Below are 12,637 nucleotides of genomic sequence, written 5' to 3' on the forward strand. Positions count from 1 at the left end.
CCGCTCCCGAAGTCGAGAGCCGATGTCTGCGTTCAGAGCCCTCCTTCGCGGCGTCGCCGCGACCAGCCTGCTTGCGGCGCAAGCCGCCTACGCCGAGGACGGCGGCGAGACCATCGCCGCCGCGGAGCAGAGCTTCGTCGTCGCCTACGACACCACCAACGTCACCGGCGCGATCGCGCCGGCCTCGCGCATCGCGCCGAGCCCTTCGGTGCAGTCCGCCGACGTGGCGCAGGTGAAGGCGGCCGTCGCCGCGTTCGAGCGCGGCGACCTCGGCGGCGCGATGGCCATACGCTCGTCCTTGCGCGATCCCGGCGCGGTGGCGCTGGTCGACTGGCTGTCGATCCGCTTCGCCTCCCGTCAGGTCGGCTTCGACCGCATCAACAGCTTCCTGCGCGCCCATCGCGACTGGCCGACCATGAGCATGGTCCGCCGCCGCGCCGAGGAGGCGCTGTGGCTCGAGAACGTCGACGGGGCGACGGTGCGCGCCTTCTTCGCCCAGAACGGCAAGCCGAAGCGGGCCGAGGGCAAGCTGGCGCTCGCCCGCGCCCTGCTCGACGCCGGCCAGAAGGACGCCGCCGCGACCGTCGCCCGCGAGGCCTGGCGGACGGAGGATCTCGCCGGAAACCTCGAGACCCAGGCGCTCGCCCGCTTCGGCTCGCTGCTGACGACGGCCGACCATCGCGCCCGCGCCGAACGGCAGTTCCTGAACGACAACGTGGACGCCGGCCTGCGCGCCGCGGCGCGCGTCGGCGGCTCCTACGTCGCCGTCGGCAAGGCGATCGCCGCCGTGATCCGCCGGCGGCCGGACGCTCCCGCGGCCCTCGGCGCCGTGCCGTCCGGCGCGCGCTCCGATCCGGCCTTCATCTTCGCGAGCGCTCGGCATGCGCGCCGCGCCGACCGCCCCAGGGAGGCGGCGGCGATGCTCGCCCGCGCGCCGCTGAGCGCGACCGCCCTCGCGGACCCCGACGCCTGGTCGGTGGAGCGCCGCGTGATCGCGCGCGACCTGCTCGACCTCGGCGACGCCCGCGGCGCCTACGATCTGATCCGCCGCACCGAAGCCAAATCCGACACCGACCGGATCGAGTCGGAGATGCTCGCGGGCTTCATCGCGCTGCGGGCGCTCGGCGACGGCCGCGCCGCCTACCGCCACTTCACGATCGTCCAGTCGCAGGCGACCATCCCCGGCACGCTGTCGCGCGCGCTCTACTGGCAGGGCCGCGCGCTCGAGGCGCTCGGCGACCAGGCCGCCGCGCGCGCCTCCTACGAACGCGCCAGCCGCCATGTCACCAGCTATTACGGCCAGATCGCCCGCGCGCGGCTGAAGCTGGCGGACCTGCCCGTGCGCCGGCTTCCCGAGCCGACGTCGGCCGATCGCGCCACCTTCAACTCCCGGCTTTCGGTGCGCGCCATCGATCTGCTGTACCGGGTGGGCGACAAGGAGCTTGCGCTGCCCATGGTCGCCGGCCTCGCCGAGGACCTACGCAGCGGCGGCGAACTGACCCTGCTTGGCGAACTGACGCAGCGGAACAAGGATCCGCGCGCGACCCTGGTCGTCGGAAAGGCGGGCATCAACAACGGCTTCGCGATGGACGTGCTCGCCTACCCGACCGGCGGCATTCCGGCCTTCAAGCCGGTGGGCCCCGCGATCGAGACGCCGGTCGTCCACGCGATTGCGCGCCAGGAAAGCGCGTTCAACCCCAGGGCGGTGAGCCACGCCAACGCGCGCGGCCTGCTGCAGCTTCTGCCCACGACCGCCGCGCGCACGGCGAAGGCGGCGGGCGTGCCCTTCAGCGCCGAGCGCCTGACCACGGACGCGTCGTTCAACGCGCAGCTCGGCGCCGCCCATCTCGGCGAGCTCGCCCGCGACTTCCGCGGCTCGTACGTCATGGTCTTCGCGGCCTACAACGCCGGCTCGAGCCGCGTCGTCGAATGGGTCCGGCGCTACGGCGACCCGCGCAAGCCCGAGACCGATCCGGTGGACTGGGTCGAGCGCATCCCCTTCACGGAGACGCGCAACTACGTGCAGCGCGTGCTGGAGAACACGCAGGTCTACCGCACGCGCCTCAACGGCCGCACAGCGTTGCTGATCGAACGCGACATGGCGCGCGGCGGCGGCGAGTGAGCGCGAGGCGGAGCGGGCGCCCGTGACCGGCGGCGCGCCGGCCCCGCAGGACAGGCGCGTCGCCACCGTTCACGGCCCCACGCTGCATGTGCGGGACTGGACGCCTCCTGGCGCGGACGGTCCGCCGGTCGTGGGCCTGCCGGGCCTGTCGCGCCCTCTCGAAGACTTCACCGAGCTTGCGGAACATCTGGCCTCGACCGAAGGCGGCGGACGACGGGTCATCGCGATCTCCGCGCGCGGCCGCGGCCTGTCCGACCGCGATCCCGAACCGAAGCGGTACGACGTCACGGTCGAGACCGGCGACGTCCTGACCGTGCTCGACGCGCTGGGCGTCGGCCGGGCGATCCTCGTCGGCACGTCGCGCGGCGGCATGCAGGCCATGGCGCTCGCAGCCATCCGCCCCGCCGCCGTCGCCGGCCTCGTGCTGAACGACATCGGCCCGGTGGTCGAGGCGGACGGCCTGCTCCGCATCCGCGACTATCTCAAGGAACGCGCCGCGCCTCGGAATTGGCGAGACGCGACTGAAGCCGTCGCCGCGCTGATGGCGGAGCGCTTCACCGCGCTTGGCCCCGCGGATTTCGAGCGCATCGCCCGGCGCACCTGGCGGGAGGAGAACGGCGAGCTCGTGGCGCTCGCCGACCCGGCGCTGGCCGCGACCTTCCAAGGCCTCGACCTTACGAAGCCCCTGCCCCCGCTGTGGGCGCTGTTCGACGCGCTGGCCGCTACGCCGCTGATGGCGATCCGCGGCTCGGCCTCGGACATCCTGAGCGCCGAGACCTTCGCGGCCATGCGCGCGCGCCGTCCCGACATCACCGCGATCGAGGTTCCGGGCGAGGGCCATGCGCCGCAGCTTGCGGACCGCCCGACGCTCGACGCGATCGCAGCCTTCGTCGCCGAGGTCGCGGGACGCGAACGCGCTTAAGGCGCGAGGCGCGGCCGCCGGCTCAGAAATCGACGGTGGTGCGAAGCCCGAGCACGGTCGCGTTCCTGATGCGCCGGTTCGGGTGGTCGGGATGCGGATCGCCGCCGCCGGGCCGCACGATGTATTGCGCGAACGGCTGCGCCTTCAGCCACGGCGCGACCTCGGCCTGGTAAGACGCCTCGATCGCGAGCTCTGAGCTGCGGACCGGACCGGCCGATCCGAGGCGGATTGCGTCGCGGTCGAGCTTGCGGGCGCGGTCGCTGATGTGCGCGTAGGCGACCGCCACGCCGAACACGTCGTTGTCGCGGCCCGCGAACGGCGCCTTCAGGTTGAAGCCGGCGTCGAAATAGTAGTCGATCAGGTTGCGGTTCGACTGCGGCGCGATCACCGCTCGCGCGAACACCGACAGCGCCTGCTCGCCCTCGCCCGCCTTCCACACGGTTTGATCGATCACGCCGTAGAGGGCGTAGGAGCCGTCACGCCGCTTCGGGTCGTCCGCGCCGGGATCGGCGAGCGACAGGCCGTTGCGGGCGAAGCGCAGGTCGTCGAAGTCGTTGGAGTTGTACCAGCCGCCGACCTTGTAGACACCGGGCAGGCCGCCGACGGCGTCGGTGGCGTAGGCCGCCTCGGCGATGACGAACACGCCGCGGTCGACGGTGAAGGTGACGCCGCCGTTGTTCTTGCCGTCGTCGTCGAGCGGATCGCCGCTGTAGAGGCCGGCCTGGAACGAGAGCTGGTCGTTGACGGCGTAGGCGACATGAACGCCGGGCGTCGGCACGGGATAGGCCGGGCCGCCGCCGGGAAGGTCGACGCCGTTGAGGCCAGGCCAGCCGAAGGCCGAGTTCACGAACAGGCCGGCGGTGTCGCTGGTGACGAAGTCCCCATCGGCGGCGAGCTGGCCGATCTTGAACACGAAACGTCCGTCGAGCAGGGTCTGCTTGAAGTAGACTTCCGCCAGGCGCGTCAGGTTATCGGCCTCCGCCCCCGACACCGCGAGCAGGTTGCCGATCCGGTAGGTCGACAGGCCATGTCCGGTGATCACATAGGCGCCGGCGTGGATTTCCGCGCCCTCCCAGCCCGCGATCTTCTCCAGATCGAAATCGAGCGCGAACTGGAACAGGCCGGTGAAGCCGCCGCCGCGGCTGAGGCCGCCGGAGACGTTGCGGGTGGCGTCTCCGGTGAAGCTTGCTTCGAAGGTGACGCCGGCGTCCTCGAGCTTCGTGCGCGCGCCGCCCCAGTCGCCGGTGAGCTTCTCGCGGGTGAACAGGTCGGCCCAGAACGATGAGGCGCCTTCAGCGTCGGCGGGCGCGTCGGCCGCGATCGCGTGTCCCGCGAGGCCGGCGGAAAGCGCAAGCGCGCCCGTCAGCGCGACGAGCGCGCCCGAGTTCTTTAGCCTGCTCATCAATTTTCCCCGTCACATTACGTCGAGCCGGCCGGACGCACGACTGAACCGGCGACCGGCTGCTCCTGCGGCTCGCTCATTCCACTCGCGAACCGCTCGCAACGTCATCTTGCGCATTCGACCGGCGCGCCGCAACTTGCGCCCAAGATTATCTACGTTGATCTCCGACGCCATGACGGACGATGGCGGTCATCTGATTTCCGCAGGCTAATAATAAGCACAGACAAACCTTCAAAGCCCCGCCGAAGGCGCCTTCGGAACGTGCTGCTGTCAGGATCGATCAACGCGTCAGGCCTGGGCTCTCGCGCAGGCGGCCACGACTTTTGCAGCAAAGCTTGACGACCTGCAGGATCGGAGTTTCGGCTCCGCCGGGCAGGATCATGGCCCGTCTCCGCCGACAGCGCGGGTCGCAAACGAAAACGGCCCCGGCATAGCCGGGGCCGTCACGTTCAGGACGCTTGCGCGTCGCTGGATCAGAAGTCGCGCTGAACGCGGAAGCGGCCGACGAAGGCGTCGTCGTCGCGGAGGTTGTAAACGGCCGACTTGTCTTCGACCTTCACGTAGTTGATCTCGGCGCCGATGTCGAGCTTCTTGACCGGCGTCCAGATGATGTTGGTCGTGATGCCGTAGCCGGAGAAGTCGTTGTTCTGGCCGAAGGTCTTCACGTTGGCGTCCACATAGGTGCCCTGCAGAGCAGAACGCCACTTCGGGCTCCAGTAGTGCAGCACGCCGAGGTTGAAGGCGTAGGCTTCGGTCTTGCGGATCTTGCCGCCCGGTCCGACCTCGAAGTCCACGAGGCGGTTGGCGTTCAGGATGTTCTGGGTGCCGGAAACGACGAAGGCGTAGTCGCCCGAGCCGCTGCCGAGACCGAGGTAGGACAGCGCGCCCGAGGAGTAGGCGGCCGAGGCCCAGAGGAAGTCGCCCTTGCCGAGGAACGGCAGGTCGACCTTGGCGCCGAGCTGGACGCCGTAGCCCCAGTCGCTGTCGCGGCTGATCTCTTCGGTCGTGATGTGGTGCGCAAAGCCCGAGAGCTGCGCCTCACCCCAGCCCTGCTTCACGCGCAGGTTGCCGACGATGTCCGGATACTTCTGCTCGCGGTAGTCCGCGAAGCCCGGGCCGCCAGCGCCGCCGGTCGCCGTGGTGCGGCGAGCGGTGCCGTCTTCGATGCCGATGCTGGCCGAGAAGCCGCCGCCGAAGTCGGCGGTGTAGGCCAGAACGGCGAGCGTGCGGTCCGAGATGAACGGGTTGGTGAAGGTCGGGTAGGGCTTGAAGTCCCAGAAGGAGTCCGTGAGACCCGCGGTCAGGCCCGCGAACTGCACGAAGGCCTTGTCGAACACCGAGTCGTCGCCGCCGACCGCAGTCGCCGCGGTGGAGCCGCTCTGGTTGCCCGAGTCACGCTGGAACTGAGCGCGGATGTAGGTGCGGACGGTGCCGTACTCGGTCTCGGTGCGGGCGTCGAACCACAGACGGGCGCGAGCGCGGAAGCCGGTGTTGTTCGCGGGCTTGGACGAACCGCCGCCGATGGTGCGGACCACTTCGCCGACCGAGTAGTCGCCGCGGACGAGGCCGCCGATGAGCAGGCAGGTGTCCGTGCCCGGAATGTAGAAGAAGCCAGCGCCGTAGGCGTCGCAGACCTTGACGTATTCGACAGGCTCGGCGCCCGGGAGGTCGGCCGCCTGAGCGCCGGTCATCCCTACGAAGGCGGCGGCGGAGCCGAGAACCAGGCTCTTGACCAATTTCATCACGTTTCTCCAACCCCAATAACAGGCTCTCGAACGAGACGGCCGCAGAATGAGCCTGCGCCCACGGCGTCGATCGCCCCCCGAGAGTCGCCGTCAGGTCCGACGGCATGGCGCCGGGGCGCCCCCCCGACGTCGCAGTTCGACCATATTCGGGGCCGGGTGGCATGCAAGCGAGAACACGTATGTGACGGTTCTGTGCAGGACCTTTGGATAGGGCTGTGGCGTGAAGAACACGAAATCGGCGCCGAAAGGCCTGTCGCGGCTGGTTGGGCCGGGACGGCGGCGCCGTCTCAGCCTCGCTGGAGCCGGTGCGACTCGGCGTAAAGTCCGCCTTGGGCGAGCAGCGCGAGATGACCGCCCTGCTCCACGATTCGGCCGCGCTCGACCACGCAGATCAGGTCCGCCGCGACCACGGTCGCGAGCCGGTGCGCGATGATCAGCGTGGTTCGGTTCTTTCGCATCGCGAGCACGTTGGCCTGCACCCGCGCCTCAATCGCGCCATCAAGCGCCGAGGTCGCCTCGTCGAGCATCAGGATGGGAGCGTCGCGGAGCAGCGCGCGGGCGATCGCGACGCGCTGCCGCTGGCCGCCCGAGAGCCTGGAGCCGCGCGGTCCCACGCGGAAGCCGTAGCCGCCGTCGAGGGCTTCGATGAAGACGTCCGCCGCCGCTGCGCGCGCGGCCGCCGCCACCTCCTCGTCGGTCGCGTCGGGACGGCCGTAGGCGATGTTGTCTCTGACGCTCGCGTCGAACAGCAGCACGTCCTGGCTGACGAGCGCGATCGAGTCCCTCAAGCTTGCGAGGCTCACGCCCGCGATGTCCTGGCCTCCGATCGACACGGCGCCCGCCGACGGCTCGTAGAGCCGCGCCACCAGATTGAGCACCGTCGTCTTTCCCGAACCGGACGCGCCGACGAAGGCGACGGAGGCGCCGGCGGGAATCGTCACGTCGAAGCCGTCGAGGACCGGGGCGGCGTCCGCGGCGTAGGCGAAGCGCACCCCGCGAAACGCGATCTCGCCGCCGGGCTGCGCCAGCGGCGCCGCGTCGGGCGCGTCCACGATCCGCGGGCTGCGGTCCAGGATCTCGTAGACGCGCGCGATCGAGACGCCGCAGATCTGGAGCTGGGCGTTGACCTGCAGCAAGCGCCGTAGCGGCTCGTACAGCAGCATCAGCGCGCTGATGAAGGCCATCAGTTCGCCGGCGTCGCTTTCGCCCTCGATCACCTGCGAGCCGCCGACGAGCAGCACCGCGACCAGCGCGAGCGCCGTGACGAGATCGACCACCGGCGACAGCGCGGCGCGGGTGCGGGCGATCTTGAGGCCGACCTTGCGGCGGCCGACGATCGTCTCCCTGAGCCGCCGGCGCTCGACGTCCTCGAGGTTCTCGGCCTTGATGGCGCGGATGCCGTGCAGCCCTTCCTCGAACGCCTGCAGGATCTCGCCGCCGAGCGCCTGGCCGCGCCGCATCAGGGCGCGCAGCTTGCGGTTCGCGATCACCACCGGCACTGCGATCAGCGGCGCGCCGGCGAGCGCGAGCGCAAACCATTGCGGGCTCGCCCACAGCACGTAGCCGACCAGCCCGACGAAGGTGATGAGGTCGCGGCCGAGCGTCACCACGATATTGCTGGAGGCGTTGTTCAGCACGTTCACGTCGTCGGTCGCCCGCGCGATGATCTGGCCGACGCTGTTCTTCTGGAAGAAGACGAGATCTAGCCTCAGCAAGTGGCTCGCGATGCGGTTCTGCAGCTCCGTCGTCACCTTGTTGGAGACCCGCGACAGCATGAACTGCTGGAGGTAGCCGGCCGCCGCCCGCACGCTGAAAATGGCGAGCACGACGAAGACGATCTCGTGCAGCGCCTCGGCGTCGCGGCGCACCAGGATGTCGTTCACCAGCGATTTGAACAGCCACGGCAGCGCGACGACGGTGCCGGCGAAGGCCGCCATGGCGAGCACCGCGACCAGCAGGCTCGGCCAATGCGGCAGGATGAACGCGACCGCGAACCGCTTCAGCCGCCGCAGCCGGAGCGACAGCGGCTCGTCGAGCCGCATCTCCCGGCGGGGGAGATCGCTGATCCGATCGGGATCGATCGGCTCCGGCGTCGTGGGTTCGGGCGACATGAGGGGTCCGGATCGGGGTGTCCGACCGCCTGTACCGACCTGAACCGCCCGGGGCAAGGCGGGGCGAAGACGCAGGCGCCCCTACTCCGCAGGCGCGGCCAATGGCGCGACGCCGGGTTCGGCCGCCTTGCGCTGCCCGATCAGACTGTAGACGACGGGCACCACGAACAGCGTCAGAAGCGTGCCGAAGGTCATGCCGCCGACGATGACCCAGCCGATCTGCTGGCGGCTTTCCGCGCCCGCCCCCGACGCGAGCGCGAGCGGCAAGGCGCCGAACACCATCGCGCCGGTCGTCATCAGGATCGGCCGCAGCCTCAGCGCCGCCGCTTCGATCACGGCTGACGCGCGGTCCCTGCCCTGCTCTTGAAGCTGGTTCGCGAACTCAACGATCAGGATGCCGTGCTTGGTGATCAGTCCGATCAGCGTGACGAGCCCGATCTGGGAGTAGACGTTCAGCGTGCCCCCGGTCAGCCACAACGCGGCGAGCGCGCCGGTCATCGACAGCGGTACGGTCAGGAGAATGATCAGCGGGTCGACGAAGCTCTCGAACTGCGCCGCGAGCACCAGATAGATGAACAGGATCGCCAGCCCGAAGATCAGCCCAAGGCTCTGGTTGGACGCCAGATACTCGCGGCTCTGGCCGTTGACGTCGGTCTGCACCGTGTCCGGCAGCGTCTCCTGCGCGACGCCTTCGAGATAGGCCAGCGCCTCGCCCATGGCGTAGCCGTCGGCGAGGTTCATCTCGATGGTGGCGGATCGCAGCTGGTTGAAGCGCCGGAGCTCGCGCGGCGCGACCGAGTCCTTGACGGTGACGAGGTTCGAGAGCTGAACCATCGGGCCGGGACCGCCGCCGCGGTTCGGCGCCCGGACGTAGATGGTGGAGAGCGTCTCCGGCGTCGCGCGGTCGGCGTCCGCCAGCTGCACGATGACGTCGTACTGCTCGCCGTCGCGCTCGAAGCGCGTGACCTGACGGGAACCCAGCAGGGTCTCGAGCGTGCGCCCGACGGTCGCGACGTCGAGGCCGAGGTCGGCGATCTTGGAGCGGTCGAGCTCGACCCTCAGCTCGGGCGCGTTGAGCTCGAGGTCGCTCTCGATGTTGAGCAGCCGCGGATTATCCGCCGAAATCCGCGCCACGAACTCGCGCGCGATCCGGTCCAGCTCCTCGTAGGGTCCGGAGGTCTGCAGGACGAACTGCACCGGGCGCGAACCGCCGCGCTGGCCGAGCGCCGGCGGGTTGGTCGTGAACAGCGCGAGGCCGGCGACGTCGCGGAACTTCCTGGAGAGCTCCGCCATGATCTGCTGCTGCGACCGGTCGCGCTCGCTCCAGTCCTTGAGGGGCGCGCGTCCGATGACGTTGGTGATCAGGGGGTGGCCGACGATGGTGAGATAGCCGTCGACCTCGGGAACGCCGCGCAGGATGTCCTCGAGCTGCTGGGTGTAGCGCGTGCCATAGGCGATGGTCGCGCCCTCGGGCGCCTGGCCGCGGATCTGCAGGATGCCGCGGTCCTCGGTCGGCGACAGCTCCGACGTGAGGTGCGTGAACAGAAAGGCGGCCCCGCCGGCCACCACGAGCGCCAGAATCATGACCGGCGCGCGAAATCCAAGAGTGGCCGCGACAAGGCGCCGGTAGCCGCGCTCCGTCGCCCGGAACCAGCGCTCCATGGCGAGGAAGACGCGGCCGGGGTTCGGCTGATGCTTCAGCATGCGCGAGCACATCATCGGCGTCAGCGTCAGCGCGACGAAGCCCGAGACGATGACGGCGCCGGCGAGCGTCAGCGCGAACTCCGTGAACAGCCGCCCCGTCCGGCCGGGCGAAAACGCGACCGGCGCGTAGACGGCGGCGAGCGTGACTGTCATGGCGATCACCGCGAAGCCGATCTCGCGGGAGCCTTTGATCGCCGCCTCGACCGGCTTCATGCCCTCCTCGACGTGCCGGTAGATGTTCTCCAGCACCACGATGGCGTCGTCGACCACGAGGCCGATCGCGAGCACGAGCGCCAGCAGCGTCAGCGTGTTCACGGTGAAGCCGAACGCCAGCATCATCGCAAAGGTGGCGATCAGCGACACCGGGATCGTGACGACGGGGATCAGCGAGGCCCGCACGGTCCGCAGGAAGAAGAAGATCACCAACACGACCAGCACGATCGCCTCGACGACCGTGTGCCAGACCGCCTCGATCGAGCGATCGATGAAGACCGCCTGATCGTAGTTCAGCAGCACCGTCACGCCGTCCGGCAGCGTCGCCTGGATCTCGGGCAGCGCCTCCCTGACGCCCTTCGAGACCTCGAGCGGATTGGCGGTCGCCTGCTTGATGACGCCGATCGCGACCGCCGGCCCGGAGTCGTAGCGCGACGCCTTGCGATAGTCGGCGGCGCCCAGCTCGACCTTCGCGACGTCGCGCATGCGCACCAGCGCGCCGTCGGCGACCTTGACGACGATGTCCTCGAACTGCTGCGGCGTCTCCAAGCCGGTGCGCGACAGCACGGAGAACTCGCGGTCGGCGCTCTCGATGCGGCCGGACGGAATCTCGACGTTCTGCTGGGACAGCGCGGTCTCGACGTCCTGCACGGTCAGACCGTAAGCCGCGAGCCGGATGCGGTCGACGTAGATCCGCATGGCGTAGCGCCGCTCGCCGAAGATCTGGATGTCGGCGACGCCGGGCAGGATCTTGAGGCGGTCGAGCACGTAGCGGCTGACATAGTCCGTCAGGTCGAGCTGGCTCATTTGATCGGAACGGAAGGCGAGGTACATCACCGGCTGAGCGTCGGCCTCGACCTTCGCGATCACCGGCTCGTCGATCTCGTCCGGCAGGCGCGACCTCACCCGCGCCACCCGATCGCGCACGTCGCTCGCCGCCACGTCGGGATTGACGTTCAGGTTGAAGCGCACGGTGATCCGGCTCGACTCCTGCCGGCTCTGGCTCTCGATGACGTCGATGCCTTCGATCCCTGAGATCGAATCCTCCAGCACCTGCGTCACCTGGCTCTCGATGATGCGGGCCGCGGCGCCGGGATAGGTGGTGGTGACGGAGACCGTCGGCTCGTCGACGTTCGGATATTCGCGGACCGCGAGCCGCTGATAGGCGACGAGCCCGATCAGCACGATCGCGAGGCTCAGGACCGTCGCGAAGACCGGCCGGCGAACGCAGGTTTCAGCGATCTTCACCGCGCGCTCCCCGCGCCGCTCAAGGCGCCGGCGCGGCCGAGGCCTGCCGCGCGGCGTCCACCACCCGCACGGCGGCGCCGTCCTTCAGCCGCGTCTGGCCTGCGGTCACCACCATCTCGTCTCCGGTCAGGCCCGAGACGATCTCCACCTGCCCTGCGCGCCGCTCGCCGAGCTTCACCGGCGTGTCGATCGCCCGGCCCTCGCGAACGCGGAACACGTGGTTCTCGGACCCGCGCGGCATCAGCGCGCTCTCGGGGATCACGACCACCTGCCGGGATTCGTCCGCCTGAACCTCCACGCGTGCGAACAGCCCCGGACGCAGCAGCCCGTCGGCGTTGTCGAGCCGCGCGCGCACCTTGAGCGCCCGGCCATTGACGTCGACCAACGGGTCGATCGCCTCGATTTTCCCTCGAAACGTCCGGTTGGGATAGGCGTCGACCGCGACGCCGACGTCGAGGCCGGGCCGCACGTCGGCGAGCCGCGTCTCTGGCACGCGGAAGTCCACCTTCAGCGTGTCGATGCTCTCGAGGTTGACGATCGGCTGTCCCGCCTGGACATAGGCGCCGACGGAGGCGAGGCGGAAACCCACGACGCCCTCGAACGGAGCGCGGATCTCGGTCTTGCCGAGCCGCACCTTGGCGAGCTCCACCGCCGCCTGAGCCGTGGCGCGGTCCGCGATCGCCTGGTCCCTGGCCGTGTCGGTGGCGTAGCCGGATTTCGAGAGCGACTGGGCGCGCTTGAAGTTGGCCTCCGCGAGCGCCAGCCGCGCCTCGAGGTCCTTCAGCTCCGCCATCAGCAGCGTGTCGTCGAACTTCAGCACCGGCGCGTTGGCTTCGACCCGATCGCCTTCCCGGAACCGGATCGCGACCAGCCGACCGGGCTGTTCGGAGGCGAGCTGGACCGATTCGTCCGACACCAGCGTGCCGACCGAGGCGAAACGCGCGGCGACGGTTTCCGGCCGGGCGGCCGCCGCCTCGACGACGATCGCGGCCGGCGCGGCGGGAGCGGGTTTTGCGGCGGCCGCGGTGGGCCGCCCCGCCGCTGCGACGCCCCGGTCGAACGCGCCCTGGGCGAAGCCCGGCAACATGTCGTTCAGTCCGGCGTAAGCGCCGGTTCCAACTGCGGCCAGCGCCGCAAGGGCGATGAACGACCTGCGCATGCGATCTCCAA

General features: G+C 69.9%; 7 protein-coding genes. 2 read left to right on the forward strand and 5 right to left on the reverse strand.

Features of this window, described 5'->3' with window-relative positions; genetic code table 11:
- Nucleotides 1-22: 22 nt before the first annotated feature.
- The gene (locus PKE78_RS14340) at nucleotides 23-2,122 is read left to right on the forward strand and encodes a lytic transglycosylase domain-containing protein (protein ID WP_271201580.1); all 2,100 of its coding nucleotides are present in this window, start codon (nucleotides 23-25) and stop codon (nucleotides 2,120-2,122) included.
- Nucleotides 2,123-2,144: 22 nt separating this feature from the next.
- On the forward strand, nucleotides 2,145-3,044 hold the full coding sequence (locus tag PKE78_RS14345) for an alpha/beta fold hydrolase (RefSeq protein ID WP_271201581.1): 900 nt from the start codon (nucleotides 2,145-2,147) through the stop codon (nucleotides 3,042-3,044).
- 22 nt (nucleotides 3,045-3,066) lie between these two features.
- On the opposite strand, the gene PKE78_RS14350 is transcribed toward PKE78_RS14345, so the two are convergent.
- The 5 genes from PKE78_RS14350 to PKE78_RS14370 all read right to left on the reverse strand — a co-directional run bounded on the left by PKE78_RS14350 (nucleotide 3,067) and on the right by PKE78_RS14370 (nucleotide 12,626).
- Nucleotides 3,067-4,446, reverse strand: a complete 1,380-nt coding sequence (locus PKE78_RS14350) for a carbohydrate porin (RefSeq protein WP_271201582.1) — start codon at nucleotides 4,444-4,446, stop codon at nucleotides 3,067-3,069.
- A gap of 473 nt (nucleotides 4,447-4,919) precedes the next feature.
- Nucleotides 4,920-6,188 (reverse strand): porin, encoded by a 1,269-nt coding sequence (locus PKE78_RS14355; protein WP_271201583.1) that lies wholly within the window; start codon nucleotides 6,186-6,188, stop codon nucleotides 4,920-4,922.
- Between the two features lie 290 nt (nucleotides 6,189-6,478).
- Complete coding sequence (locus PKE78_RS14360; protein WP_271201584.1) at nucleotides 6,479-8,302, reverse strand: ABC transporter ATP-binding protein; 1,824 nt, start codon at nucleotides 8,300-8,302, stop codon at nucleotides 6,479-6,481.
- Nucleotides 8,303-8,383: 81 nt separating this feature from the next.
- Nucleotides 8,384-11,467, reverse strand: a complete 3,084-nt coding sequence (locus PKE78_RS14365) for an efflux RND transporter permease subunit (RefSeq protein ID WP_271201585.1) — start codon at nucleotides 11,465-11,467, stop codon at nucleotides 8,384-8,386.
- A 19-nt stretch (nucleotides 11,468-11,486) separates the two neighbouring features.
- On the reverse strand, nucleotides 11,487-12,626 hold the full coding sequence (locus PKE78_RS14370) for an efflux RND transporter periplasmic adaptor subunit (protein ID WP_271201586.1): 1,140 nt from the start codon (nucleotides 12,624-12,626) through the stop codon (nucleotides 11,487-11,489).
- Nucleotides 12,627-12,637: the final 11 nt, after the last annotated feature.

Source organism: Methylopila turkensis, from assembly GCF_027922325.1.
Lineage (GTDB): Bacteria > Pseudomonadota > Alphaproteobacteria > Rhizobiales > Methylopilaceae > Methylopila > Methylopila turkensis.